The organism is Adhaeribacter swui, from assembly GCF_014217805.1.
Lineage (GTDB): Bacteria > Bacteroidota > Bacteroidia > Cytophagales > Hymenobacteraceae > Adhaeribacter > Adhaeribacter swui.
On record NZ_CP055156.1, the window covers coordinates 5,797,283 to 5,823,403 of the forward strand.

The 26,121-nt window shown below is 44.0% G+C and carries 23 protein-coding genes and 1 pseudogene; 18 read left to right on the forward strand and 6 right to left on the reverse strand.

Annotation, left to right across the window (positions count from 1 at the left end; all coding sequences use genetic code 11):
• Positions 1 to 35: 35 nt before the first annotated feature.
• Entirely contained in the window at positions 36 to 698 is a 663-nt protein-coding gene (locus HUW51_RS23885; RefSeq protein ID WP_185272088.1) for an NAD-dependent epimerase/dehydratase family protein, read from the reverse strand.
• 203 nt (positions 699 to 901) lie between these two features.
• On the opposite strand from HUW51_RS23885, the gene HUW51_RS23890 reads away from it, so the two are divergent.
• Both HUW51_RS23890 and HUW51_RS23895 read left to right on the forward strand, forming a co-directional pair.
• The gene (locus tag HUW51_RS23890; RefSeq protein WP_185272089.1) at positions 902 to 1,945 is read left to right on the forward strand and encodes an aldo/keto reductase; all 1,044 of its coding nucleotides are present in this window, start codon (positions 902 to 904) and stop codon (positions 1,943 to 1,945) included.
• Between the two features lie 161 nt (positions 1,946 to 2,106).
• Complete coding sequence (locus tag HUW51_RS23895) at positions 2,107 to 2,583, forward strand: DinB family protein (protein ID WP_185272090.1); 477 nt, start codon at positions 2,107 to 2,109, stop codon at positions 2,581 to 2,583.
• Positions 2,584 to 2,720: 137 nt separating this feature from the next.
• Here HUW51_RS23895 and HUW51_RS23900 read toward each other — a convergent pair whose 3' ends face one another.
• The 4 genes from HUW51_RS23900 to HUW51_RS23915 all read right to left on the reverse strand — a co-directional run bounded on the left by HUW51_RS23900 (position 2,721) and on the right by HUW51_RS23915 (position 8,133).
• Positions 2,721 to 3,284, reverse strand: a complete 564-nt coding sequence (locus HUW51_RS23900; RefSeq protein ID WP_185272091.1) for a hypothetical protein — start codon at positions 3,282 to 3,284, stop codon at positions 2,721 to 2,723.
• Between the two features lie 404 nt (positions 3,285 to 3,688).
• A complete protein-coding gene (gene hrpB, locus HUW51_RS23905; protein ID WP_185272092.1) occupies positions 3,689 to 6,133 on the reverse strand; it encodes an ATP-dependent helicase HrpB in 2,445 nt (814 codons plus the stop codon).
• A 310-nt stretch (positions 6,134 to 6,443) separates the two neighbouring features.
• Positions 6,444 to 7,757: a M56 family metallopeptidase gene (locus HUW51_RS23910; protein WP_185272093.1), complete on the reverse strand. Its 1,314-nt coding sequence runs from the start codon at positions 7,755 to 7,757 to the stop codon at positions 6,444 to 6,446.
• A 10-nt stretch (positions 7,758 to 7,767) separates the two neighbouring features.
• Positions 7,768 to 8,133 (reverse strand): BlaI/MecI/CopY family transcriptional regulator, encoded by a 366-nt coding sequence (locus HUW51_RS23915; RefSeq protein WP_185272094.1) that lies wholly within the window; start codon positions 8,131 to 8,133, stop codon positions 7,768 to 7,770.
• Between the two features lie 214 nt (positions 8,134 to 8,347).
• Here HUW51_RS23915 and HUW51_RS23920 point away from each other — a divergent pair, with 214 nt between their 5' ends.
• The 8 genes from HUW51_RS23920 to HUW51_RS23955 all read left to right on the forward strand — a co-directional run bounded on the left by HUW51_RS23920 (position 8,348) and on the right by HUW51_RS23955 (position 18,417).
• Positions 8,348 to 10,576: an ATP-dependent helicase gene (locus HUW51_RS23920; RefSeq protein ID WP_185272095.1), complete on the forward strand. Its 2,229-nt coding sequence runs from the start codon at positions 8,348 to 8,350 to the stop codon at positions 10,574 to 10,576.
• A gap of 122 nt (positions 10,577 to 10,698) precedes the next feature.
• Positions 10,699 to 11,361 carry a DUF4290 domain-containing protein gene (locus HUW51_RS23925; protein WP_185272096.1) on the forward strand — a complete coding sequence of 221 codons (663 nt, stop codon included), beginning with the start codon at positions 10,699 to 10,701 and terminating at the stop codon, positions 11,359 to 11,361.
• Positions 11,362 to 11,620: 259 nt separating this feature from the next.
• Positions 11,621 to 12,928, forward strand: a complete 1,308-nt coding sequence (murA, locus tag HUW51_RS23930; RefSeq protein ID WP_185272097.1) for a UDP-N-acetylglucosamine 1-carboxyvinyltransferase — start codon at positions 11,621 to 11,623, stop codon at positions 12,926 to 12,928.
• Between the two features lie 279 nt (positions 12,929 to 13,207).
• Complete coding sequence (bioB, locus tag HUW51_RS23935; protein ID WP_185272098.1) at positions 13,208 to 14,200, forward strand: biotin synthase BioB; 993 nt, start codon at positions 13,208 to 13,210, stop codon at positions 14,198 to 14,200.
• A gap of 3 nt (positions 14,201 to 14,203) precedes the next feature.
• Positions 14,204 to 15,331 (forward strand): aminotransferase class I/II-fold pyridoxal phosphate-dependent enzyme, encoded by a 1,128-nt coding sequence (locus HUW51_RS23940; protein WP_185272099.1) that lies wholly within the window; start codon positions 14,204 to 14,206, stop codon positions 15,329 to 15,331.
• On the forward strand, positions 15,328 to 15,942 hold the full coding sequence (gene bioD, locus HUW51_RS23945) for a dethiobiotin synthase (RefSeq protein ID WP_185272100.1): 615 nt from the start codon (positions 15,328 to 15,330) through the stop codon (positions 15,940 to 15,942). The genes HUW51_RS23940 and bioD overlap by 4 nt, the downstream gene beginning before the upstream one ends.
• The gene (bioA, locus tag HUW51_RS23950; protein ID WP_185272101.1) at positions 15,939 to 17,219 is read left to right on the forward strand and encodes an adenosylmethionine--8-amino-7-oxononanoate transaminase; all 1,281 of its coding nucleotides are present in this window, start codon (positions 15,939 to 15,941) and stop codon (positions 17,217 to 17,219) included. The genes bioD and bioA overlap by 4 nt, the downstream gene beginning before the upstream one ends.
• Before the next feature lies 1 nt (position 17,220).
• Positions 17,221 to 18,417, forward strand: coding sequence for a beta-ketoacyl synthase N-terminal-like domain-containing protein (locus HUW51_RS23955; protein ID WP_185272102.1), 1,197 nt, complete (start codon positions 17,221 to 17,223; stop codon positions 18,415 to 18,417).
• 437 nt (positions 18,418 to 18,854) lie between these two features.
• Here HUW51_RS23955 and HUW51_RS23960 read toward each other — a convergent pair whose 3' ends face one another.
• A complete protein-coding gene (locus HUW51_RS23960) occupies positions 18,855 to 19,313 on the reverse strand; it encodes a hypothetical protein (RefSeq protein WP_185272103.1) in 459 nt (152 codons plus the stop codon).
• Between the two features lie 333 nt (positions 19,314 to 19,646).
• On the opposite strand from HUW51_RS23960, the gene HUW51_RS23965 reads away from it, so the two are divergent.
• The 8 genes and pseudogenes from HUW51_RS23965 to HUW51_RS24000 all read left to right on the forward strand — a co-directional run bounded on the left by HUW51_RS23965 (position 19,647) and on the right by HUW51_RS24000 (position 25,956).
• A complete protein-coding gene (locus tag HUW51_RS23965) occupies positions 19,647 to 20,978 on the forward strand; it encodes an aspartate kinase (RefSeq protein WP_185272104.1) in 1,332 nt (443 codons plus the stop codon).
• Complete coding sequence (gene lysA / locus HUW51_RS23970; protein WP_185272105.1) at positions 20,971 to 22,119, forward strand: diaminopimelate decarboxylase; 1,149 nt, start codon at positions 20,971 to 20,973, stop codon at positions 22,117 to 22,119. Before HUW51_RS23965 ends, lysA begins: the two co-directional genes overlap by 8 nt.
• A 227-nt stretch (positions 22,120 to 22,346) precedes the next feature.
• Positions 22,347 to 22,730 (forward strand): hypothetical protein, encoded by a 384-nt coding sequence (locus tag HUW51_RS23975; protein WP_185272106.1) that lies wholly within the window; start codon positions 22,347 to 22,349, stop codon positions 22,728 to 22,730.
• A 150-nt stretch (positions 22,731 to 22,880) separates the two neighbouring features.
• Entirely contained in the window at positions 22,881 to 23,045 is a 165-nt protein-coding gene (locus tag HUW51_RS23980) for a hypothetical protein (RefSeq protein ID WP_185272107.1), read from the forward strand.
• 138 nt (positions 23,046 to 23,183) lie between these two features.
• Positions 23,184 to 23,402: pseudogene (locus tag HUW51_RS24965) on the forward strand (PIN domain-containing protein); the annotation flags it as partial.
• Between the two features lie 217 nt (positions 23,403 to 23,619).
• The gene (locus HUW51_RS23990) at positions 23,620 to 24,552 is read left to right on the forward strand and encodes a phosphoribosylaminoimidazolesuccinocarboxamide synthase (RefSeq protein ID WP_185272108.1); all 933 of its coding nucleotides are present in this window, start codon (positions 23,620 to 23,622) and stop codon (positions 24,550 to 24,552) included.
• A gap of 84 nt (positions 24,553 to 24,636) precedes the next feature.
• Positions 24,637 to 25,014, forward strand: coding sequence for an STAS domain-containing protein (locus HUW51_RS23995; protein WP_185272109.1), 378 nt, complete (start codon positions 24,637 to 24,639; stop codon positions 25,012 to 25,014).
• A gap of 24 nt (positions 25,015 to 25,038) precedes the next feature.
• Positions 25,039 to 25,956, forward strand: a complete 918-nt coding sequence (locus HUW51_RS24000; RefSeq protein ID WP_185272110.1) for a ribonuclease Z — start codon at positions 25,039 to 25,041, stop codon at positions 25,954 to 25,956.
• The last annotated feature ends 165 nt before the right edge of the window (positions 25,957 to 26,121 follow it).

Consider the following 26,121-nt stretch of genomic DNA (forward strand, 5'->3'; position numbering starts at 1 on the left):
ACGGTGGTAGTAAATACTAGCGCTTTGCTAAAAACTTAAACCTTGGCCAAAGCCTTAATATCCGGCACCTCCAGCACCGGCTTAGAATACCCCTGTTGCACCACCTGAATCATGGCTAAACCTAACTCCCGCAACGACGAAATAGCCCCGGGGAAAAACAACCGTAACACCGGCGCCAGCCAAGCAAAGTATTTATAATAGGATTTTACGTTTTTTAAACCGGGAGTGGCACTTAAAAAGCCGGGCCGGAACATGTAAGCCGCTTTAAAAGAAAGCCGAAGTAAATCGTTTTCGGTTTTGCCTTTTACCCGAGCCCAATGTAAACGTCCTTTTTCGGTGCTGTCGGTGCCGGCCCCGGATACGTAGCAAAATACCATCTCGGGATTTTGACGAACCATGGTTTGTGCCACGTGTAAGGTTAAATCGTAGGTTAAGCGGTAATATTCGTCTTTAGTCATTCCCACCGACGATACACCCAAACAAAAGAAACAAGCATTATAAGCCGTTAAATTAACGTCGATAGCAGAAAAATTTAAAAAATCCGGATGAATAACTTCCAGCAGTTTCGGATGCGTAATATCGCCGGGCCGGCGGTTAATCACCAGCACTTTCTCCACATCCGGATGCTGCAGACATTCGTGCAAAACCCCTTCGCCTACCATGCCGGTAGCACCGGTTATAATTACGCTTAACTTCATCGCTCTATTAACTTTAATGGTAATTTTTTAAATTTTTGCTTCTTTGTTAAACTAAAATTAACGCGTCTTTTAACTTTTAACCGAAAGAATTACGTACGAGCATAAGGTTTTGGCCCGGAAGAAAAGCAAACAGAAAGGCCGGTATTCTTGTATTGTACTAGCAAACTGCATTTTTTACAGCGCAATTACAAAAAATTTACTTTATGGAATTTAGACAATTAGGAGCATCGGGTTTATTTGTACCGGTTTTAAGTTTTGGTACCGCCACCTTTGGCGGGGCAGGAGATTTTTTTAAAGCTTGGGGCAGCACCCAGGTAAACGAAGCCAGCCGTTTAATAGACGTGTGCCTGGATGCTGGCGTAAACTTTTTTGACACTGCCGATATTTACTCGCAGGGAGTATCCGAGGAAGTTCTGGGTAAAGCAATTGTGGGTCGGCGCGATAAAATGATCATTTCTACCAAAGGTACTTTTCCCTTCGGCGAAGGGCCGAATAATCAGGGTTCCTCGCGGTTTCATTTAATTAAACAAATAGAAGGCAGCTTAAAACGCCTGGGCACCGATTATATTGATATTTACCACATGCACGGCTTCGATGGCAACACCCCCGTGGAAGAAACCTTGCATACCCTGGATACCTTGGTGAAAGCCGGCAAAATCCGGTACATCGCGGCATCAAACTTTTCGGGTTGGCACCTCATGAAATCTCAAGCTGTAGCCGAAAAATATGGTTGGACCAAATACGTCGGTCATCAGGTATATTACTCTTTGGCCAACCGCGATTACGAATGGGAGTTAATGCCCCTGGGCCTGGATCAAAAAGTAGGCAGTTTAATCTGGTCGCCGCTGGCCGCCGGTCGTTTAGGCGGCAAGTACCGCCGCAACCAACCGTACCCGCAGGATAGCCGGGTAGCCCAGGGTGGTAGCCCCGTGCCGGAAGCGGTAGTTAATGAAGAAATATTTTACAACACTCTGGATGCTTTAGACGAAGTAGCCCAGGAAGTAAATAAAACCGTGGCGCAGGTGGCGCTAAACTGGTTGCTGCAACGCCCAACCGTTTCCAGCATTATTATTGGTGCCCGCAACGAAGAACAACTAAAACAAAACTTAGGCGCTGTTGGCTGGAACCTGACCACCGAGCAAGTGAAAAAATTAGATAAAGCCAGCGAAGTGCCACCCATTTACCCGTACTGGCACCAGCGGCAAAACACTAGATTAAACCCGACTCCTGACTTCTATAAAAATTAAAAAATTTAAAAAAGCCACGCGGTTCTGCCTATATCCGCGTGGCTTTTCTTTTTCCCCAGATTTAACTTTAACAGTCTATCCGGATACAATACAAGAACTATTTAGTGAAAACTAATTTTTAAATTTTGGTGCATCAATAAATCGAATAGTAAGATTACGTTATGAACCCCGACCAGATAGTACGCGACCAATTGGTAAAATTAATGCAAGGCGGACAGGCTTTTACCCCCATGCCGGAACTGCTGCAAGGCATTACCGCCGAAGAAGCAGGTACTGCTATTCCGGAATTGCCTTATACCCTGTGGCAGTTAATAGAACACCTGCGCATTGCCTTGTACGACATCCTGGAATTTAGCCGCGATCCCAATTACCAATCGGCGGAGTGGCCAGTGGGTTACTGGCCCCAAGAAACCAAACCTGCAAACCAGGCAGTGCTCGACGAAAGCATGAAAACCATACAGCAGGGAATAGCGCAAATGATACATCTGGTACAAGACCAAACCAACGATTTATACCAGCCTTTCGCGCACGGTAATGGTCAAAACCTGCTCCGGGAGGCTATGTTGGTAGCCGAACACAACGCTTACCACTTGGGCCAAATATTAATCCTACGCCGGTTGCTCGGCACCTGGAAGTAAATTTTTAAAAATTTAAAATTCCAGGCTAGCTACAGGAGTGCTCTAATAAATCCGGTACGCATTATAAACCGAATGAGGCATCCATCAGGCAAACTGCCGGAAAACACAAAAGAGGAGGAAGCCGCTTGAATTACCGCTTATTCTTCGTAAACAATGTCGGTGATGCGACCGTTGGTGGTAAAAATACCGAGTCCGCGTTCTAAGCGGGTGCGGGTAGCTTTGTTACTGCCACTTAGCTGGTACAGCCAAAAGAAAAACACGTTTTCGCTGTTGCGGGCTTGGTAGGTTTTCGGGTAAACCGTTTTCATTTTACTCGTTTGGTCGCCCACTTTTAAAGTGTACTTGGCAGAACCACCAGCCAGTTTAGGGGTTAAAACCTGAAATGCCGGACCGGTTATCCGGAAGTAGTACAGGGTATCGGCATAGAACGAAAACTCTCCGCCGTTGTAGCGGTACACGGTAAAATCAACCTGGTCCATTTCGGCAAATTCTACCGTTTTACTTTTCGGTTTCCCAAAGGCCGCTAACAAATTGGCCGGCGTACCCGAAATTTTAAAAGCTTTACTGGTTTTACTATTATTTTTTACAATGGCTATTTTATCGGCGGCTAACTCGTCTACGTCTGGTTCCTGGGCTTTAGCCGAAAATACCGCCGTAGTAATCAGAATCAAGCAAAACAATAACTGGTGCAGTTTTTTCATGGTAACTATTTTCAAAATCTTTTGTCTTTAAGGCTTCGAATAGTGCACAATGCAAATTTCTTTCCCGAAACAAAGATGGCTCGCTATCTTTAAAATAAAAAATTTAACTTTTAAGGTAAATTTTTGGATCAGGTAATTTTGACTGTATGCGAACTTTTAAATGGATAACTTAAATGCTGCCCCGGCCTCAAGCAAAAAGTGCTTATCTAAAGCCAAAATCCCGGGCTTAAATTATTTAGCAATGAATCAGAATTTCTGATATTACTTACTTTCGTAATGGTCACACTAAAGTCTTTCTAATTCTACTTTCACGCGTCATCCCGAGCCAGCAAGGCATGACGCGTAAAAGAATGCAGATTGCAGGTAGTTATTGCCATTTTTTAAATTTTAGTATTATCCTGCACCTAATTCACCGGCCAGTTAACTTTAGGAAATTGCTTCAGTAAATCTGTCCGTAACGCCGGGTATTCTGCTTGCCAAAACGTGGCTAAATCTGTAACCGTAGCCAAGGGCTTTAAATCCGGCGTAAGCAGTTGCAGCTCTACGGGCATTTCGCCGGCGTCTACAAGCGGCTGCTTTAGCCAATCCAACACATCCTGCAACCGGATTTCCAGTACGGGCGGGTTACCGTGGGCAAAGTATTGCAACTCCATCAGGGAACCATCGGATAAGGTTATTTCGGAAGGCACTAATTCTTCTAAACGCGCGCGTTGCTCCGGCGTTAAAAATTGTTGCAGAATGGGTAGCAAATCAATTTGAAATAAATCTTCGGGTACTTCCACATCAGTTAAATAAGGCCGCAGCCATTCGTAGTTGGTAATCAGCAAAGTGGGCGTGCTCACGTCGGGCCAAGCTTCCTGGGGCCGCCATTTCCGCAGACTTAGTACCCGGTTTTGCCATTGCGTAACGGCTTCCGAGAAGTTCAACAAGTCTTCGCCTTCGCGTTTTATAGCTTCCGAGATAGCGGCGGGTCGGTGTTTGTCGTTGGGGGTAGGCAAGGGTTTGCGTTGCAGCACAATGGAGCCGATGCGTAAATCCTGAGAAGCCGTGAGTTCGCCATCGCTGGTGTCCCAGGTAATGGTTTCCTGTTTTTTAACGAGTGGCGCCAAATCTTTGGGGTTAAGCGGCGATGCCAGAAATATTTTACCCATACCCTGCCGCGCATCCAGGTTAGCCACGGCCAGCCAGGGATCGTGGGCCAGGTCATCGCGGTGGCCGGCCTGGGCGTACTTGCCGTTGGCGAGCTGGAACTGCGCGTTGTTTCCGGGGCGGGCGTAAGCAATGCGTTCGGGGTAGCAGTGCGCCAGCAGCACGCCGGTTTCATAGGGATCTAAAGTGCCGTTATCAGGAGCCAGCTCGAACATGCGGCGATACTGAGCGGCTATTTTTTCAATTTTCTTTAAACCTTTGCCACCCACGTTTTCTTGCCGGAACCGGCGTAAGGCTTCAATGCGCAAATTAATATCAATACCTGAATCCCGGGGCAATGGGTCGCGCTCTTCCAGAATGGCAGCAATATCGGTAGCTAAGGCTACTTGGTCTGACTCTTTAGCGGCCAGTAACATGTGGGCAATGCGCGGGTGCGTGGGCAAGGCGTGCACTTTTTTGCCGTGCTCCGCAATGCGGCCGTGCTCCAGGGCATTGAGTTGGTGCAGGGTTTCGGTGGCTTGCAACAAAGCAGCTTTGGGCGGCGGACTCAGCCAGGTAAGTTGGTTTACATCCATTATGCCCCACGAAGCCATGTCCAACACCAGTGAGGCTAGGTCGGCTTCCAGGATTTCGGGGGTACGATGTGGCGCGAGGCGGGCGTGGGTAGCTTCGGTCCAGAGGCGGTAAGCGGTTCCAGGTCCTAAACGACCAGCCCGACCAGCCCGTTGATCGGCGGCGTCTTTGCTGATGCGCACGGTTTCGAGGCGCGACAATCCAGAGTTCGGATCGAAACGGCTCGTTTTGCCAAAGCCACAATCCACCACCACCGATACGCCCTCGATAGTTAAGCTGGTTTCGGCAATAGAGGTAGCCAGCACTACTTTGCGCTTGCCCTGGCGGTCGGGCATAATGGCAGCGTATTGCTTGTTGGGCGGTAACATGCCAAACAACGGATGAATCATTATATCGCGGGAGATTTGACGTCGCAGCAAACCTTCCACTTTTTTAATGTCGCCTTCGCCGGGCAAAAACACCAATACATCGCCGGTTTTTTCGCGGAGGGCGCGCTGCACGGTACGGGCCGTGAGTTCCGGTAACAGCGATTCGTCCAGGTCGCCGGTGTAAATAGTTTCTACGGGGTATTGCCGCCCCTGGCTTTGCACCACCGGCGCTTGCAGCAAACCCGACAGCGTAGGCATATCCAGCGTAGCCGACATCACGAGCAAACGTAAATCGGGACGGCGGGTGCGCTGGGCTTCGCGGCTAAGGGCCATGGCCACATCAGCGTGGATGCTGCGCTCGTGAAATTCATCGAAGATCACCAAACCTACGCTACTCAAAGCATTGTCGGTGTGGAGCATACGGGTTAAAATGCCTTCGGTTACTACCTCAATGCGGGTTTTATCAGAAATGCGGTTCTCGAAACGGATGCGGTACCCCACAGTTTGCCCTACTTCTTCGCCCAGCAAAAAGGCCATACGCTCGGCAATGGTGCGGGCCGCCAAACGCCGGGGCTCCAACATAATAATTTTCTGATTCGCTAACCAGGGTTCGTTTAGCAAAGCCAATGGCAACAAGGTACTTTTTCCGGCACCCGGCGGAGCTTGTACAATCAGCGTGTTGCGGTCGGTGAGTTGGGCTTGTACGTCCGGGATTATTTCCCGAACAGGTAAATCGATGGTGAAGGGGTTAAAGGGCAAAGTAATTATTTTAAAAATTTAGACTTAAAATCAAAGCTATTAAGCAACAAAGTTAGGTAATATTAACATAGGACCCAGAAATTAGCCTAGACCTACACTCAACTTAAAAATATTCTGATGATATAGTGGTAGTAAGAACACCAAGTAAATAATATGAATAGTCCAGATAAACGAGTAACCACCGGGAGGATATGAAAAATAAGAAAGTTAAAACAGAAAAAGCAGGAAGTGGAATTTCCTGCTCTTTCTGTTTTAACTTAGATAAAATTCATCTCCGTTAATAATTAGTTTTCACGACATAATGCGGAGGTTAATATTTTACAATGCTAACCGTTGGTGGTGGGGGTGGAAATAAGGGTAATTTTCCTAACTCATTTTCCACCTTTGCCAGATCTGTTTTACTTTCTATTGGGTAAACTTTTTCTACACCCGATTTTAAGGTTATATAAAGTCGATCGGCAATGAAAGGGAAATCATTTTTATTCAACTGATCTATATCATATCGCCATTTAATTTGGGCTATGTCTGGGTTGCGTTTTAATAATGTTTTAAAGCCTTCCGACCATCCCCGCGAGACATCGGCCGGATTGTAACTATCGCCAAAAAACTTTTGAGCTTGCATAAAGGCTTTTTTACCGACTTCCGTTGAAATATCAAATTTTTCCTGGGTACCATCCTGGAACTCGGCCAGAATAATATTTTGTCCTTCATGTCTGTGAGTTACAAGATTTTTATTTTCACTGGGCACTTGTGCTTTTACTTCCCGGCAAGCAAATAATAATCCGGCACTTAGGGGCACTACAAGTAAAAATTTAGCTAAATGACGTTTAGCACTAGGAATTTTGTTCATCATAACAATTCGGTTTTTAAGTGGTGAAAAATTAAACTGATTAGCTAATCTAAAATTTGGTTGCCCGGTTACCTGGAGAAGTAAATATTGGTAGTGCTTTTTATCCGTACCGGATTGTAATACTTGATGGTCGGAGATAAACTCTAGGTTTTGCCGTACCTGCTGGCGCAGCAACCAAACAAATGGGTTGAACCAATTGAGAATGCATACTAATTCCATCCAGATTATATCCAAAGTATGCGCTTGCCGCACGTGCACCAGTTCATGCCGGATTATTTTTAAAAGATCTTCTTCTGGGTGTAAAGTGCGGTTTATAAAAACAGAATTCCAGAAAGAAAAAGGTTGAATGTGGCCATTAATGTGGTAGATTTTAGCGCCTACATTTGAGATTAGATTAGCTTTCCGTCGGAGCCTTACCAAAGAAAAGACTTGCACCAATGTTCTAATAAATAACAAAACGTACCCGCCTATAATTAGCAATAAAAGCCAATCCCACATACTATAGGAATTACTTACTGGCTCCAAACGCACAAACGTTGTATTTCTTACTGCTGCAATGGAAGGAATATACTTAATTACAATTGGCTCTGGCATGCTTTCCCAAATGCCAGAAACAGCAATAAGAGGAATAAAAAAACACAAGCCCGTACCTACTAAAAAATACCAACGGTTCCAGTTAAAGAAAGTAAGCGGTCTTAAAATAGAGTAGTAAAACAAGTAAATTGCTCCTAAGCAAAATGACACTTTCAGGATATAGGAAAATAGTAAAGGCATAGCTGTTTTTTTAAATTTTGTCTTTTCCCTCTATCATATTTATAATTTCCTTCAACTCCTCGGCCGATAATTTCTTTTGCTCCACGAAAAAGTTAACCAGCTCTTTGTAAGAATTAGCAAAGTAGTTCTGCACCACGTTGTTCATAAACTTCTTTTTGTATTCTTCTTCCAGAATAGCAGGCTGGTAGAGGTAAGTATTGCCAACTAGTCGGCTGCTCAGGTAGCCTTTTTTTTCTAGGTTTTTAATGGTAGAAGCGAGCGTAGTATAAGGTGGTTTGGGATCCGGAATTTGTTCCAGAAATAACTTTACGTGGCCTTCACCCATTTTCCAAACGGCTTGCATCGCTTGCTCCTCTGGGGCAGTTAATTTTTCCATATATTCTATTTTTAAATACACTTCTATATACTACGAATATTTCGTAATGTTACTATAAATTAGTAAAATTTAAAAATTTTCGTACAACATTGTTTTGAAACAGGCCGAACGAAATTTTAAGAAAATGAACCGGGCAGTTTGCGTGTTAGAATGAAGGCGGGTACCACATTTTTTTTTAACTTGCCAATCTTTTTCTCAGACAGCCCTGATGCAGATGGATTACCTGAAATTACTAAACGAATCACAAAGAGATGCCGTGCTACATACCGATGGACCGGTAATGATTATAGCTGGCGCCGGCTCCGGTAAAACCCGCGTGTTAACCTACCGGATTGCCCACTTAATTAGCAAAGGCGTAGATCCTTTTAATATTTTATCGCTAACTTTTACCAACAAAGCCGCTAAAGAAATGCGGCAGCGGATTGAAAAAGTAATTGGCAACGAAGCCAAAAACATCTGGATGGGCACGTTTCACTCGGTGTTTGCCAAAATTTTGCGATCCGAAGCGCCAAAAATTGGTTATCCCAGCAACTTTACCATTTACGATACCGACGACTCTAAAACCCTGATCCGGAACATCGTAAAGGAAATGAACCTCGACGAAAAATTATATAAGCCTGGGATGGTGCTGGGCCGGATTTCGGCGGCTAAAAACAAATTGATTACTGTGGCGCAGTACCGGCAAGACCCTACCATTCAGGCCGACGACGAAGCGGCGATGCGTCCGAAGATTGGCGAAATTTACCAAGCGTACCAGAGTCGCTGCTTTAAGGCCGGCGCCATGGATTTCGACGATTTGTTGTTTAACACCAATGTTCTGTTTAAAGACCACGTAGATGCCCTGAACAAATACCAGAACATTTTTAAATATGTGATGGTGGATGAGTATCAGGACACCAACTACTCACAGTACCTGATTACCCGCAAACTGGCCGCTAAAAACCGTAATATTTGCGTGGTGGGTGATGATGCTCAAAGTATTTACGCTTTCCGGGGAGCTGATATTCAGAATATTTTAAATTACGAACGCGATTATCCGGAGCTGGAAGTTTTTAAACTGGAGCAGAATTACCGTTCTACCAAAAACATTGTGTACGCGGCCAATTCAGTAATTAAAAACAACAAAGCCCAGTTGCGCAAAGATGTTTTCACCGACAACGAGGAAGGTCCGCTGATTGAAGTAATAAAAGCCAACTCCGACAACGAAGAAGGCAAGCTGGTGGCCAACGCCATTTTTGAAGAAAAAATGAACAACCACCTCTCCTACGAAGATTTTGCGATTCTGTACCGCACCAACGCCCAAAGCCGGGCCATGGAAGAAGCCTTGCGGAAGATGAACATTAAATACCGTATTATCGGTGGCTTGTCATTCTACCAACGCAAAGAAATTAAAGATTTAATTGCTTACCTGCGCCTCACCGTAAACCCCAACGACGAACAAGCTTTGCGCCGGGTAATTAATTACCCCAAACGCGGAATTGGCGATACAACGATTGAAAAAATTATTGTTTCGGCCGACGAATCCAATCATACCATTTGGGAAGTGGTGAGCAATGCTAAGAGCTTTTTAACGGGCCGGGTAGCTGCACCTATCGAAGATTTTGCGACTAAGATTAAAAGCTTTGCTATTATGGCCGAGCACCAGGATGCCTTTGAGGTAGCTAAGCACATTGCCAAACAATCCGGCATCGTGGAAGAATTGTACGCCGATAAATCCATTGAAGGCTTGGCACGTTACGAAAACATCCAGGAATTGCTCAACGGGATTAAAGAATTTGTGGATGACCCTGAGAAAGAAGACAAAAGCTTATCGGCCTTTCTACAAGACATTGCTTTAATAACCGACGCCGATAAACAACAAGATGATGGCAGCGAATATGTGACCATGATGACGATTCACTCGGCCAAAGGTCTGGAGTTCCGGAATGTGCACATTGTGGGCATGGAAGAAAACTTATTCCCGAGCCAGATGATGCTGAATACCCGGGCTGATTTAGAAGAAGAACGCCGCCTGTTTTACGTAGCCATTACCCGCGCCGAGAAAAGACTGACCCTTTCCTACGCGACCAGCCGCTACCAATGGGGCAACTTGCGCGCCTGCGAAAAAAGTAGGTTTATCGACGAGATTGACCCCCGATTTTTAAATTTTCAGTACGGCGAAGGTCCGGGCGTTTTCGACAAAGTTTTAAAACGCAAAAGCAATCTGATTCCGGCTACGCCCGTTGTAAAGAAAGCAACTAACTACGTGCCCCCTGCCGATTTTGTACCCAGCGATACGGCCAACTTACAAGCCGGTATGCGCGTAGAACATCCTAAATTTGGCTTCGGCGTGGTTTCCAAAATGGATACCCAGGGCAATAGCACCAAAGCCATTATTGAGTTTGAAGAAGCCGGTGAAAAAACCTTACTCCTCAGCTTCGCCAAATTACGCATACATGAATAAGTATCAGGTAACAGGTAGCAAGTATCAAGACTTAATAATCAAACATACAACAAAGCTAATTTTACAATCCTGATACTTGCTACCTGCTACCTGATACTAAATAAAATCCTTACCTTTACCCTATGATTGCTAATTCCAGTTTTAAACAAGAACTGCTGCTGCGGGAATACGGCAGAAATGTTCAGAATATCGTTTCTTACATTTTATCTATCGAGGATCGGGCACAACGCAGCCGGAGCGCGCAATTGCTCGTCAACCTCATGGCGAAGCTTAATCCGTCTATCCGCGATATTCAGGACATGCAGCAAAAACTGTGGAATCACCTTTTTGTGATGTCGGATGGCAAACTGGACGTGGATTGTCCGTACCCGTTGAGTGCGATGGAGTACCTCAACGATAAACCATCCCACATGGAAATTCCCCGCGACATTCCGAAGTACAAACACTACGGCAAAAACGTGGAGCATTTAATCAACAAAGCCATTGAGATAAAAGACAAAGACGAGCAGGATGCGGCCATTATTTCTTTGGGCAAACTCATGAAAACGCTTTACCGCACGTACAATAAAGATTCCATCACCGACGAAATTATTCTCAACAACATCCGCGAGCTTTCCGGTGGTAAATTAAACATGGATTTGGCCCGCATAGAAGCTAATAGCTTGTTTGAAGTTAGCGTTAAAGCCGCTCATCAAAATAATTCTTCCAACAATAATAATAACAATAACAACAACCGGAAGAAAATGCAGGATAACAAGCAACAGCAACGCAAAAAGCAACAATAGTTCTAGTTGCCGGTTGTTCGTTACTCGTTGTTCGTATCAATTTTTTAAATAATATTTTCGCAAAAAGACTTAAAAGTTGTTTGTACAGACATAAACAACGGCACGGCTTATTGGCATTGTTTTCACGATAAACTTTAGCGGAAGTCCTTAACTTACATCTCTACTATAAAATTTCGGAGTTTAAGTTCGTGTTTTAGGCAATCATTTGCCTGAAGTTTCTTACTTATAACTCTTAACTTATAACTTTTAACTCATTTCAATGGCCTGTTTTGAAGTAATTGGTGGCAACAAACTACAAGGAGAAATTATACCGCAAGGCGCCAAAAACGAAGCTTTGCAAATTTTATGTGCCGTATTACTTACCTCCGAACCCGTTACTATTTCCAATGTACCGGATATTCGGGACGTAAATAAATTAATAGAAATTCTGGCGGATTTAGGCGTAAAAGTAGACAAGAAAGATGCTTCTACCTACACGTTTATAGCCGACGACATTAACCTGGATTATTTAAAAACCGACCAATACGCAGCACAAGGCCGGGCCTTGCGGGGCTCTGTTATGATTATGGGCCCAATGTTGGCGCGTTTCGGGGTATGTGCTTTACCTAAACCGGGCGGAGATAAAATTGGCCGACGGCCGATGGATACTCACTTTAACGGTTTAAAAAAATTAGGCGCTACCTTTAATTACGATTCGCAGGATTCTTTCTTTCATATAACGGCACCAAATAAATTAAAAGGCACCTACATGTTGCTCGATGAAGCATCGGTAACCGGAACGGCTAATATTGTGATGGGTGCTGTGCTCGCTGAAGGTACCACTACCATTTACAACGCCGCTTGCGAACCGTATTTGCAGCAGTTATGCCGCATGTTGGTGCGTATGGGCGCTATTATTAGCGGCATTGGATCTAACTTACTTGTGATTGAAGGCGTTGAAAAACTGGGCGGCACCGAACACCGCATGTTACCCGACATGATCGAAATTGGTTCTTTTATCGGCTTAGCCGGCATGACGGGTTCCGAAATCACGATAAAAGACGCTCAGATTCAGGAATTAGGCATTATTCCGGATACTTTCCGCCGGCTGGGTATTCAGATGGAGTTCCGGGGCGATGATATTTACATTCCGGCCCAGGATTCTTATGAAATCGACACCTACATTGATGGCAGCATTTTAACTATTGCGGATGCCATTTGGCCCGGTTTTACCCCTGACTTAATCAGTGTAGCTTTGGTAACCGCTACCCAGGCGAAAGGCACGGTACTCATTCACCAGAAAATGTTTGAGAGCCGCTTATTTTTCGTGGACAAGTTAATTGACATGGGTGCCCAGATTATTTTGTGTGACCCGCACCGGGCTACCGTAATCGGTCATAACCGTAAAATTTCGCTGCGGGGTATCAACATGACTTCGCCGGATATTCGGGCCGGTGTTGCTTTACTCATTGCTGCTTTATCCGCAGAAGGTAAAAGTGTAATTGAGAACGTGGAGCAAATTGACCGCGGCTACCAGTACATCGACAAACGCTTAAATGCCATTGGAGCCGATATCAGACGAAAGTAAATTTTAAAAAATCTTTTTTTTATAAATAAAAGAAAGCGTCTAATAATCATTATCAGACGCTTTTTGCTTTTACCCACGCTATATTCCAATAAAATTCAGACTTGCGCCAGAGGTTAAAGAAAAATGTAAATTTTTTAAAAACTAAAACAACAGCTCCTCTAGGTTGTTTAATTGGATTCAAAACCTGATAGTTAAAGAAAAAACGGTAATTCCTCCGTTATTGTAATTTTTTAAAATAGTAAATTCTTCTTTACTTTCGAAATCTTAACATTACAGGCCATGTCCAACACAAATTACAGCATCCGCAACGATTGGGAGATTGACGAGATTCGGGAAATTTATAGCAAACCGCTACTCGAACTTATAGTAGATGCCGCGAATGTGCACCGCCAATACCAAACCGGCAGCGAAGTGCAGGTATGCACCTTGCTTTCGGTAAAAACCGGGGGTTGTCCCGAAGATTGTGCGTATTGTCCGCAGGCGGCCCGCTACCAGACCGGCGTAAAAGCCCATGGCTTGTTAAAAGACGAAGAAGTGCTGGAAGCCGCAACCCGCGCGAAAAATGCCGGTTCTACCCGATTCTGTATGGGCGCGGCTTGGCGCGAAGTGCGCGATAACCGCGATTTTGACCGGGTGTTAGGCATGGTGACGCAAGTAAACAGCATGGGCCTGGAAGTATGCTGTACCTTAGGCATGGTAAACGAATACCAGGCTGAGCGTTTGAAACAAGCCGGTTTATACGCCTACAACCATAACCTGGATACGTCCGGCGATCATTACAGCAACATTATCACCACCCGTAAATACGAAGACCGATTAAACACCATTGATCACGTGCGCAAGGCCGGTATTTCGGTTTGCAGCGGCGGTATTATTGGTTTAGGCGAAACTACCGAAGACCGGATTGAAATGCTGCACGTTCTGGCTACTATGCCGGAGCACCCTGAATCGGTGCCCGTTAACGCACTGGTACCCGTAGCCGGTACGCCCCTGGAAAATCAACCACGGGTTTTGGTTTGGGATATGATCCGGATGATTGCCACTGCTCGCATTACCATGCCTAAAGCCATGGTGCGCTTATCGGCGGGCCGCAATACCATGAGTGTTACGGAACAAGCCCTTTGCTTCTTGGCAGGCGCTAATTCTATTTTCTCCGGCGAAAAATTACTCACTACGCCTAACCCGGACTTTAACGAAGACCAGGCCATGTTTGAGTTATTGGGTTTAGAGCCCCGCAAGGCTTTTAAAAACGCCCTGGAACCGGCTAGTTAAGCCATGCCGTTCCCTGATAATTTACAGCAAAAACTAAATACCCGGCTCGAGCAAGGCACGTACCGTCGCCTGAAAACCAGTGCGGCTACCATAGATTTTTGCTCGAACGACTATTTAGGTCTGGCCCGGTCTAAGGCTTTAAAGCAGCTGGTAGCGTTAGAAGCCGAGCAGTTTTCGGATTATTTGCTGGGCGCTACCGGCTCCCGGCTTTTATCCGGCAATCACCCCGTGTATGAGTTACTCGAAACGCAACTGGCTACCTTTCACCAAGCGGAAGCCGCTTTGTTGTTTAATTCGGGGTACGTGGCTAATCTGGGGATATTTTCGGCGGTGCCGCAACGAGGCGATACGATTTTTTACGACGAAGCCAGCCACGCGTCCATTAAAGAAGGCATCCGGTTGAGTTTAGCCAAAGCGTATTCTTTCAAACACAGCTCCCTCGAAGATTTAAGCCGCAAGTTTAAACACGCTACGGGTAATGCCTACGTAGCCGTAGAATCCGTTTACTCCATGGATGGCGATCAGGCACCCTTAGCTGAATTAGTTACTTTTTGCGAAGAAAAAGGCGCTTATTTAATCGTGGACGAAGCGCATTCAAACGGTTTATTTGGGGAGAACGGAGAAGGCTTAGTGGTAGAACAAAATTTAACAAATCAGGTATTTGCCCGCATCATGACTTTTGGCAAAGCTATTGGCAGCCACGGGGCAGCCGTTGTGGGCTCCACTACCCTGCGCGAGTACCTCATTAATTTTAGCCGTCCGTTTATTTACAGCACGGCTTTGCCATTGCATAACATTTTAGCCATTAAAGGTGCGTATAGCTTTTTACCCTCATTGCAGGCCGAACGGGAACATATCAGGCAACTGTCGGGGTACCTGAACCAGAAATTAGCAGCCTCCAAAAGATTTTTTTTAAAAAACCCCGGTCCTATCAACTGTATTTTCAGCAGCGACGTGGCTCAACTCAAAAAAATAAGTGAGCAATTGCAAGCTGCCAATGTAGATGTTCGCCCGGTTTTCAGCCCAACGGTGCCGGCTGGCAAAGAGCGGTTGCGTGTTATTTTGCACGCATATAATTCGCGCGCGGAAGTAGATCTTTTATTGCAACACATTGATTTTTTAAAATTTTGAAAAAAATATTTGTTACCGGCATTGGAACCGACATAGGAAAAACTTTGGTGGCAGCCATCTTAACCGAAGCCTTACACGCCGACTACTGGAAGCCCGTGCAAGCCGGAAATTTAGAATTCACAGACACGGACCGGGTAAAAGAGCTGGTTTCTAATCCGCAATCCGTTTTTCACCCGGAAGCGTACCGCTTGCAATTACCGGCTTCGCCGCACCTGGCTGCGGCTCAAGAAAACATTATTATCGATTCGGAGCAGTTTGTTTTACCTCAAACCCAAAATCATTTAGTTATTGAAGGGGCCGGGGGGTTACTGGTGCCTTTAGCTTCTGATTTTTTAATTATTGATTTAATCGCTCAATTACAGGCCGAAGTAATTTTGGTTTCGCAAAATTACCTGGGCAGTATCAATCATACTTTGCTCACTATTCTGGCGCTGCAACAACGGCAGATTCCAATTAAAGGCATCATCTTTAACGGTACTCCTACTCCTTCTTCCGAAGATTTTATTACCCAATACACCGGAGTTGCTAAGCTGGGTGCTTTGCTGCCGGAAACCGAAATCAACCCGACTGTAGTACAGCGTTACGCTGCCCAATGGCACCCTTATTTATGAAGAATTTAGCAACCCGCGACCACGATATTATCTGGCACCCCTATACCCAAATGCAAACCGCTGCCTTGCCCATCGGCATTGTGCGCGGCGAAGGCAGTTTGTTGTATGCCGAGGATGGCGCCGTTTACCTGGATGCGGTATCGTCGTGGTGGGTAAATATCCACGGCCATTCGCACCCGTACATTGCCGAAAAAGTAGCCGCTCAGATTAAAGAATTAGACCATGTGATATTTGCCGGTTTTACCCACCAACCGGCCGTGGAACTAGCCGAAAAACTATTACTTCTGTTGCCCCAAAACCAAAAACGGATTTTTTACTCCGATAATGGTTCTACGGCCGTGGAAGTAGCTTTAAAAATGTCTATCCAATTTTGGGAAAACACCGGCACAGCCAAACGCCGGATTATTGCTTTCCGGGATTCATACCATGGCGATACCTTTGGCGCGATGTCGGTGAGTAGCCGCAGTGCGTTTACTCAGCCCTTTGTGCAATATTTATTCGAGGTAGATTTTCTGGATGTGCCGGTTCCAGGAAAAGAAGAGTTGGTTCTAGCGCAATTAGAGGTAATTTTAAAAAAAGACGATGTCGCGGCTTTTATCTTTGAGCCATTACTGCTCGGAACCGCCGGCATGGTCATGTACGAACCCGCTGTATTGGATAAACTTCTGGAAATGTGCCAACAGCATCAGGTGATTACCATTGCCGACGAAGTAATGACCGGGTTTGGAAGAACCGGAAAAAACTTTGCTACGGAATTTTTAAAAAATCAGCCGGATATCATGTGTTTTTCCAAAGGGTTAACCGGCGGCGTTATGGCCTTAGGAGTTACCAGTTGCACCGCAGCTATTTACGAGGCCTTTTTAAGCGATAGCCCGGCTAAAACTTTTTTTCACGGTCATTCTTTCACGGCAAACCCCATTGCTTGTGCCACCGCTTTAGCCAGCCTTGATTTGTTTGTGGCGGCTACTTGCCAGCAAAATATCCAACGAATAAGCCAGCAACACGAACATTTCCGGACTCAAATTGCGCATCACTCGGTTATAAAAGAATGCCGGCAGTTGGGTACCGTGTTAGCCCTGGAATTTAACGCCGGCGAGACTTCTTACTTCAACAACATCCGCCAGAAACTGTATCAATTTGCCCTGGATAACCAGGTTATTTTGCGACCGCTTGGCAATATTATTTACGTAATGCCGCCGTATTGCACCACCAATGAACAATTGGCGCAGATTTACCAGGTAATTTCGGGCATGCTTACCTTAATTGCAGAAAACTGATTTGATTCCTAAAAGCTACATCACCCTGCAGGGCTTCGGCTCTATTTCGCCTTTGGGCGCTACCCCGGTCGAAGTAAACAGCGCCTACCTGGGGGCCGCTTCGCGGATAAATTTTAAAAGTTTTAAAAATTTATCCGCGCCGGCAGCGGCATTATTTCCTGCAACAGAAGAACAAATAACCGCTCTCCAGCAGGAAAATAAAATGTACAAAAACCTGGACCGCACAGTGCTCCTGGCAATGTACGCGGCCCGGCAAGCCATTGCGCAGGCAGGTTGGCAAACTGAGAACGAGATAGCCGTTAACATTGGCTCTTCGCGCGGTGCTACCGGTTTAACCGAACAATACCTGGAAGATTTCCGGACGAACCCAGCACAACTATCTTCCCAAACCTCGCCCACCACTACTTTAGGCAATATCTCGAGTTGGGTAGCCAACGATTTACAAGCCGAAGGCCCCGTGATCAGTCACTCGGTTACGTGCAGTACCGCTTTGCAGGCCATTGCCAACGGGTTTGCCTGGCTGCAATCCAATATGGCAATGCGTTTTTTAGCGGGTGCCGCCGAAGCGCCACTTACGCCTTTTACCGTGGCTCAAATGCAAGCCATCGGAATTTACGCCAAAGAACCGGTCCACAATTACTGGTGCCGCCCCTTAAATCTGGAAAAGCATAATACGTTTGTGTTGGGCGAAGGAGCCGCTTTGTTTGCTTTGGAACGGCAACCCGAGCACCAATTAACGCCTGATTCTATTGTGCTGGAGGCTATTGGTTTTGGCTTTGAAAAAATAACAAGTAAAACGGGTATTTCGCGAGAGGGGTTAAATTTTCAAAAAGCAATCCGGAATGTCATTCAGCAGTTACCGGCAAACGACTCAAATATTGATGCGGTGGTATTACACGCCCCCGGTACAGCCATAGGCGATGCCGCCGAAATAACTGCTATAAAATCAGTTTTTGGAGAGAATATACCTTTGCTCACTTCCAATAAATTGCTCATTGGTCATACTTTAGGCGCTTCGGCCGCTTTAAGCCTGGAGTACGCCGTGTGGATTTTAGAAAATCAAAAATTTTTAAAATTTCCATACCCGGTGTTTACACTAGAGCAGCAAAATCCCAAACAAATCCGGCGAATTCTATTATTAGCCGCTGGGTTCGGCGGCAACGCCTCCGCTTTAATTATCTGTAAAGGAAATGAATAGTCGATAGTTGTTAGTCAATAATCGATAGTCCACAGAAATTAACTCACGTTAAATAGAATTTTTTAAAATTCTGACAACAGGCACAGAACGAGTTTAGTAGTAAATACGCGGGGAATGGGCGCTAACGCTAGTTTTAAACGCTATCTTTTAAGGGAACTTATATAATACCCGAATTTTAAAGATTTCTTGGATTTGCTTTTATCGTACTACGGTGGGATGTATGAACTAATACTGATGAAATACGCTGCTTTGGGTAAGGTTTATTTGCCGTTGTGTACCGTTAGCTGTGTCTGTTTGCGGTAGGTTGTGTATGTTCGCCATTGGTTGTGTCTTCACAACCAATTTCTAAAAATTAATAAATGCAATTCAAAACCTAAATTATACTAACCCCGTCGAAACTTTCCAACCTTTCAACTTTCAAACCTTCCAACTACCACTCAAACCTGAAAATCGAAATAATTGATTTCTTCAATTTCTTTTAGGAACTTAAAAGAAGCATATTTATTCATGATAAATTCATCGCCGCGCAACCAAACCAGTTTGTCGTCGTTGCCAAACGTGTTGTACACGCTAGTGGTCGGCGAAATAATATAGTCTACCGGCTCATCTTCCAGAAAAAGTACATCGTAAGCGTTAAAGGCTTGCAGTTTTTCGCCGTAGTTCTTGTTGGCCAAGGAGTTAATAATAAAAACCCCGCCTTCTATTTTGCCAATTTTCATAAAGCCTTCGGCAGTTTCGGCTACGCAATCAATGCCGCCCTGCTCAATCGAAGGCCCCAGAATTAATCCGCCGTTGCGGGCATCAATAATTAATCCGGCTTTCAGCAATTTCCAGAATTCTTTTTTCGAAAAAACGTCTAAGTCCGTGTCGGAATAGGTGTAATTGTAGTCGTCCATAAGTAAGCTTATTTAAAAAGGTAGGTAGGCAAACCGGGTAAAAATCTTTTACTCTAATTACTACAATAAGGTTGCTTTTTTTTTAATATAAACCGCACTTTATAAGGCAATTAAGAACGAATTAACGAAATTTCAAAAACAAGCATTCTATTACTTGCGGCCATTTTGGCAAATTTTTAAAAATCTTGCCTTTTCGGCTATTTAACTTTCATATTTACAGCAAAATATTGTTTTGTTCAAAAAATTTTACAATTATTTAACATTACCCTGAAAATTTAAAAATCATCTAGGGTAATTTATTAGATTTGTAGCAAGTGCTAAAAACCAATGCCGATGAAAGTATTAAAATTTGGCGGAACTTCGGTAGGTTCCCCGCAAAACATGCGGTTAGTAGCCAATCTCATCAACGACCCGGAACCCAAAATAGTGGTATTATCGGCCATGTCGGGTACTACTAATAAATTAGTGGAAATTGCGGCTAAGTTATGCCGCCAAAAAACCCAGGAGGCGCTGGAGCTTACCGAGAGTTTGCACAAAACCTACCGCGAGGTAATTAACGAGCTATATACCACCGAAAAGAAAAAGTTTGCGGCGCTCGACTTGTTGCTTTCGCACATGGAGTTTATTAAATCATTAGCCTCCGGCCCTTTTTCCATCCGCGAAGAACGAGCGGTACTGTCACAGGGCGAATTACTTTCTACGCATTTGTTTCAGTTTTTGCTGGAAGAGTTAAACCTGGATTCGGTTTTATTGCCCGCTTTATCTTTTATGCGGATTGATGAAAACGAAGAACCAGACACCAGCTTTTTGCAACAGGAATTAACGACTGCCTTAGCCAAATATCCCCAACATAAACTTTTTATTACCCAAGGTTATATTTGCCGCGACGCTTTTGGAGAAATTGATAACCTAAAGCGGGGTGGCAGCGATTACTCGGCTTCTTTGATTGGGGCCGCCATTAAAGCCACCGAAATCCAAATCTGGACCGACATTGATGGCATGCACAACAACGATCCGCGGGTGGTACCCGACACCTACCCCATTGCCGAGTTGTCGTTTGATGAAGCCGCCGAGCTGGCTTATTTCGGGGCTAAAATTCTGCATCCATCCAGCATATTGCCAGCCAAACAAAAAAACATTCCGGTAAAACTACTGAACACCATGCAGCCTACTGCCAAGGGTACCACTATTTCGGGGCGGTCTTCGGGTAAAAGCATTAAGGCCGTAGCGGCGAAAGACGGCATTGTGGCCATTAATGTAAAATCGAGCCGCATGTTGCTGGCGTACGGTTTTTTGCGGCGCATCTTCGAGGTTTTTGAAGAATACAAAACCCCCATCGACATGATTACTACTTCGGAAGTAGCCGTTTCTTTAACTATTGATAACACCAAATACTTATCCGAGATTATTGCGGAGCTAAAAGAATTTGGCTCGGTACAGGTTGACGAAAACCAAACCATTATTTGCCTGGTCGGCGACTCCATTGAAGAAGTACCCGGAACTACTGTAAGAATTTTTGAATCGTTAAAAGAAATTCCGCTTCGCATGATTTCGTACGGGGGCAGTAAAAATAATATCAGTTTATTGATACCAACCGCCGAAAAAAAGCGAGCTTTGCAAGCTTTAAACAGAGGAGTTTTTGAAAGAATAGCCGAACATGCTTAATTTAAAAAATCAAAACTGGGAGAACACGCCCACCCCCTTTTATTACTACGATTTAGAATTATTAAATCAAACCGTAACCTTGGCGCACCAGGAAGCGGCCCGGTACGGTTACCACGTGCATTATGCGTTAAAGGCCAACAGCAACGCACCCATTTTAAAAACCATGCAGCAATACGGCTTTGGTGCCGACTGCGTAAGCGGCAACGAAATTAAGCAAGCGTTAGCGAATGGCTTTGGTGCCGACCAGATTGTGTTTGCGGGAGTTGGCAAGTCCGACGCTGAAATTAAAATTGCGCTGGATGCGGATATTTTTTGCTTTAACTGCGAATCGGTGCAGGAACTGGAAATAATTAATGAACTGGCCGCACAACAAAATACAACTGCCTGGATTGCCTTGCGCATTAACCCCAACGTAAACGCCAATACGCATAAATACATTACCACGGGCCTGGAAGAGAACAAATTTGGCATTAACACCTGGGAATTACCCGAGGTACTTACCTTGCTCAACCAGTTAACCCACCTCGAGTTTATTGGTATTCATTTTCATATTGGTTCGCAGATAACGGATTTACAGGTTTTCGAGCAATTATGCGTGCGCGTAAACGAAATTCAGCAATGGTTCCGGGAGCAAGGCTTTAACCTGAAACATTTAAACGTAGGCGGTGGCTTAGGCGTAGATTATTACACCCCAGAAAATAACGCTATTCCGGATTTTGCCGCTTACTTTGCCATATTCAACCGTTTGTTAGAAGTGCAACCCGGTCAGGTAGTTCATTTTGAATTAGGCCGCGCTTTAGTAGCCCAATGCGGCGCTTTAATTAGCCGGGTGTTGTACATTAAAAAAGGGCAGAAAAAGAATTTTGCCATTCTGGATGCCGGCATGACCGAGCTGATCCGGCCTATGCTATACCAGGCGCATCATAAGATTGAAAATTTAAGCAGCAATTTACCTGAACAAACCTACGATGTAGTAGGCCCTATTTGCGAATCATCGGATTGCTTTGCGCAAAATGTAGTATTACCCGAAACCCACCGCCACGATGTTATTGCCATCCGGACCGCGGGTGCTTACGGCGAGGTAATGGCTTCTAATTATAACCTCCGCGAAAAAGCCACTGCTATTTACAGTTCTAACTAATCAAACATTTTTAAAATTAAAAAAAAAGCCTGAACTCAGGCTTTTTTTATTGTTAAATAATTCTTGTGTAGCCACTATCTATGTTCTTTTCATTATATTAGCAAACTACTATAATGAAGAAAGTAGCTTCTCTTGCTTTTTGTTAAGTTGTAACCATCCAATTATAGTGCAGATAACCGGAACGACTCCGTTTATCTGCTAGTTGGGCAAAATTTAAAGTTAAAACTGTGGTTCAATCAATATTTATTCAAGAGATTTTAACTCTACTTCTGGATGGCGACAAAGATGGAGTACTCGCTAGGAACCAAATAGATTATATAACTGAAAGGAAAGTTGAATATACAGGAGCTGGGGTATTTATTTACTTTAATCAGATAAAGGAAATTGAGAAATACCAAGTAGAAAATCCGACTCTGATTGTGAATGGAGTAAAAATAATTTCTTCTGAATTAACCGCAGAAGCAGATGCTACCCTGTTCTTTAAAAATGGACTTATAGATTATTTAGAAATTTGGTCACATAACGGAGAATATCCAAAAAAGGAGCTTAGGAGTTATGTTCTCAAACAGGAATGGAAAGGCTCACCAAAAAGAATAATAACTCATAACTAAAAAGAAAAACTATGTCCAACAAATGCTAAAACACATTAAAACGTGTCTTAGCTCAACCGTTAGCAGAGGCGTTACACGTAAGGCAAAACAAAATCAAAATACCTCAGTAAAAATCATTATATTTATCTACTGCTTACAGTTAAATTTAATATGGTAACGGTTATTAAAAAAGGTACAGACAAAACCCAAATCCAAAAAGCTCTTGAAAGCGTAAGCGTACTAATGGGAATAAATGCTTTTGCATATTGTGGTAAAGTTAAGTTAGAAAAAGAACCGCTTGCAATGCAGAAAAACTTAAGGCATTGGTGGGAATAGTATCTTCGTAGCACTAATATTCTGCTTTATCTTATCTCTGGAGACGAAACGGTGGCAGAACTGCTTAACGGAAAGCACCTCGTTATTTCCTTTGTTACCAAATTATAGCTATTAAGCTATAAAAATTTATCTGAAAGCGACTTAAAAATTATTCAGGAGCTTATACAAGAACTAACCGTAATTGATATTGATGCAGAAATTAAGCGGCTGGTAGTTTTATTAAGAAAAAGCTATAAAATTAAGTTGCCCGATGCCATAGTGGTTGCTTCTGCACTATATTCCAAACTTCCTCTGTTCACCGCCGACAAGCAGTTGTCCCAAATAAATAAATTAACCCTGTTGTTGTATACAAAATAAACACATTGCTTACAATACGTTTGTGCCATTCTTCGGCTGACAGTTAATAAAAAGCTACTACAGTAAAATAGCTCTTAATACAGTATTACTCCATCTCGTATTTTTTAAAATTTCCCAATTCCCCAAGCCCGTAAAAACCAGCTTTATTTCCGTATTTAGACTTATTTTGACCTACCGAATATCTTACTAACTTTGTGTTCCATTTTAAATTAAATGAATGCAGGCTCTTAAAGAGACAAATTTTAACTTCGATAAGCAAACTGGTTTTTACCGGGGTAAGGTTCGGGATGTGTATTACTTCCAAGATAAACTGGCGGTAGTGGCCACCGATCGTATTTCGGCCTTTGATGTGGTGCTGCCACGGGCTATTCCGTATAAAGGACAGGTACTTAACCAGATTGCCGCTACATTTTTAAAAGCTACCGCCGATATCGTACCCAATTGGGTAATCTCGCACCCAGATCCGAATGTGACCATTGGGATAAACTGCGAACCATTTAAGGTAGAAATGGTAATCCGGGGTTATTTGGCGGGCCATGCCTGGCGGGAATACCACAGCGGGAAACGCGAAGTTTGCGGCGTGGCTTTACCTGAAGGATTGAAAGAAAACGACAAACTGCCCACCCCTATAATTACGCCTACAACCAAAGCCGCCGAAGGGCACGATGCCGACATATCGGCGCAAGATATTGTGGCGAATGGTATTGTTTCGGAAGAAGATTACCGGCAACTGGAGCAGTATACCTACCAGTTATTTGCCCGCGGCACCGAAATAGCCGCTGAACGCGGTTTGCTTTTAGTAGATACTAAATACGAGTTTGGCAAAGCCGATGGTAAAATTTATTTGATTGATGAAGTACACACGCCGGATTCTTCGCGTTACTTCTACGCCGATGGTTACGAAGAACGGCAAAAAGCCGGGGAGCCGCAAAAACAATTATCTAAGGAGTTTGTTCGTAAGTGGTTAATCGAGAATAATTTTCAGGGAAAAACCGGCCAAAGCGTACCCGACATGGACGATGCCTGGATCCAAAGTATCTCCGAACGCTATATTGAGCTATTTGAAGTGGTTATCGGCAAGGCTTTCGAAAAAATGGATTATGACAATATAAATGATCGCATAAAAGCCAATATATTGCAAAATGTTTAATGCGGCCGCTTTATAGAGCCTGCTTAATAATAAATTATTAATTATTTTTAGTACATTCGCATTCTAAACTTTATTTCAGTTGTTATGAAATACACTATTGATAAAAAAGAAAATTATACGATCATCACCATTGATGAGAAAAAGCTTGATACAACCATTGCCCCTGACCTGAAATCAGAATTTGTTAAATTAAACGCAGAAGGCATTACCAACCTTATTCTGGACTTAAGCAACGTTAAATATACCGATTCATCCGGACTTAGCTCTATTTTAATTGCCAACCGTTTGTGCAACTCCGCCAATGGTTTGTTAATTTTAGCTGGTTTGCAGGACCACGTAATGAAGTTGATCACTATTTCTAAACTGGAAACAGTTTTAAATATTTTGCCAACCGTGGAAGAAGCCATTGACCGGGTATTTTTGCACGAGATTGAGCGTGATTTAACCAACAAAGAAGAGTAGTAGTTAAGGTAAGCCGCGGAAGTATTGGATTTTGAACTTAAAATACTGGGCAGTTCTTCCGCCACTCCCGCCCCTGACCGGCACCATACCGCCCAGGTTTTAACTATCGGCAATCAAATTAACCTGATTGATTGCGGCGAAAACACTCAAATGCAGCTGATGCGATACAAAGTAAAGCATCAGCGCATTTCTAATATCTTTATCAGCCACCTCCACGGCGATCATTTTTTCGGTTTATTCGGGCTGTTATCTACCATGCACCTGCAGCACCGCTCCGCTCCCCTGCAACTGTTTGGCCCGCCCGGTTTAGCCGAAATTCTTACTACCCAGTTTCGGTATTCTTTTACCCAGCTTAGCTTTAAACTTATTTTTCATGAACTAAACACCAGCGTTCATGAGCAAATATTTGAAGATAAGTTTATTACGGTCCATACTTTGCCCATGCAGCACCGCATTCCGTGCTGCGGGTTTATTTTCCGGGAAAAGCCTAAGCTGCGCCATTTAGTAAAAGAGAAACTACCCAACTTTTTAACGCCGCCCCAATTAATCCGCTTAAAACACGGCGAAGATATTTATGCTGAAAACGGCGAATTACTGGTAGCCAACGCCGATGTAACCCGCGAACCCAACTACAGCCGCACCTACGCTTATTGTTCCGATACCCGGTACAAAGAAGATATTTTGCCTTATATCAAACACGTAGATTTATTGTACCACGAGGCTACTTTTCTGGACGAGTTGCAACAACAGGCGGCGTATACCATGCATTCTACGGCCCGGCAAGCTGCTACGCTGGCCTTAAAAGCCGAAGTAAAACGTTTGTTAATCGGCCACTTTTCGGTACGTTACCGCGACCTGGAACCTTTGCTTCTGGAAGCCCAATCCGTTTTTGCTAACACGCAACTCGCCACAGAGGGTAAAACCATCCAGGTTCTGGAGTAACTAATTTAACTTTATCAATTTTTTAAATTTTTCTTCGGGCGCTTTATTTATCATCCTGCTATAATCTGCGGTGTAAAATCCGGTAAGTTCCGGATTAAAACTAATCTTGGTTTTCGATAAGTTTAAAGCTTGTTTTTTTAAAATCCGGCGCTTTTAAAGTAAATA

Bases quoted from the DNA above. Each gene is read 5' to 3' on its own strand.
- HUW51_RS23885 (WP_185272088.1), bottom strand. From the start codon at position 698: ATGAAGTTAAGCGTAATTATAACCGGTGCTACCGGCATGGTAGGCGAA.
- HUW51_RS23890 (WP_185272089.1), top strand. From the start codon at position 902: ATGGAATTTAGACAATTAGGAGCATCGGGTTTATTTGTACCGGTTTTA.
- HUW51_RS23895 (WP_185272090.1), top strand. From the start codon at position 2,107: ATGAACCCCGACCAGATAGTACGCGACCAATTGGTAAAATTAATGCAA.
- HUW51_RS23900 (WP_185272091.1), bottom strand. From the start codon at position 3,284: ATGAAAAAACTGCACCAGTTATTGTTTTGCTTGATTCTGATTACTACG.
- HUW51_RS23910 (WP_185272093.1), bottom strand. From the start codon at position 7,757: ATGCCTTTACTATTTTCCTATATCCTGAAAGTGTCATTTTGCTTAGGA.
- HUW51_RS23915 (WP_185272094.1), bottom strand. From the start codon at position 8,133: ATGGAAAAATTAACTGCCCCAGAGGAGCAAGCGATGCAAGCCGTTTGG.
- HUW51_RS23920 (WP_185272095.1), top strand. From the start codon at position 8,348: ATGGATTACCTGAAATTACTAAACGAATCACAAAGAGATGCCGTGCTA.
- HUW51_RS23925 (WP_185272096.1), top strand. From the start codon at position 10,699: ATGATTGCTAATTCCAGTTTTAAACAAGAACTGCTGCTGCGGGAATAC.
- murA (WP_185272097.1), top strand. From the start codon at position 11,621: ATGGCCTGTTTTGAAGTAATTGGTGGCAACAAACTACAAGGAGAAATT.
- bioB (WP_185272098.1), top strand. From the start codon at position 13,208: ATGTCCAACACAAATTACAGCATCCGCAACGATTGGGAGATTGACGAG.
- HUW51_RS23940 (WP_185272099.1), top strand. From the start codon at position 14,204: ATGCCGTTCCCTGATAATTTACAGCAAAAACTAAATACCCGGCTCGAG.
- bioA (WP_185272101.1), top strand. From the start codon at position 15,939: ATGAAGAATTTAGCAACCCGCGACCACGATATTATCTGGCACCCCTAT.
- HUW51_RS23960 (WP_185272103.1), bottom strand. From the start codon at position 19,313: ATGGACGACTACAATTACACCTATTCCGACACGGACTTAGACGTTTTT.
- HUW51_RS23965 (WP_185272104.1), top strand. From the start codon at position 19,647: ATGAAAGTATTAAAATTTGGCGGAACTTCGGTAGGTTCCCCGCAAAAC.
- lysA (WP_185272105.1), top strand. From the start codon at position 20,971: ATGCTTAATTTAAAAAATCAAAACTGGGAGAACACGCCCACCCCCTTT.
- HUW51_RS23980 (WP_185272107.1), top strand. From the start codon at position 22,881: ATGGTAACGGTTATTAAAAAAGGTACAGACAAAACCCAAATCCAAAAA.
- HUW51_RS23990 (WP_185272108.1), top strand. From the start codon at position 23,620: ATGCAGGCTCTTAAAGAGACAAATTTTAACTTCGATAAGCAAACTGGT.
- HUW51_RS23995 (WP_185272109.1), top strand. From the start codon at position 24,637: ATGAAATACACTATTGATAAAAAAGAAAATTATACGATCATCACCATT.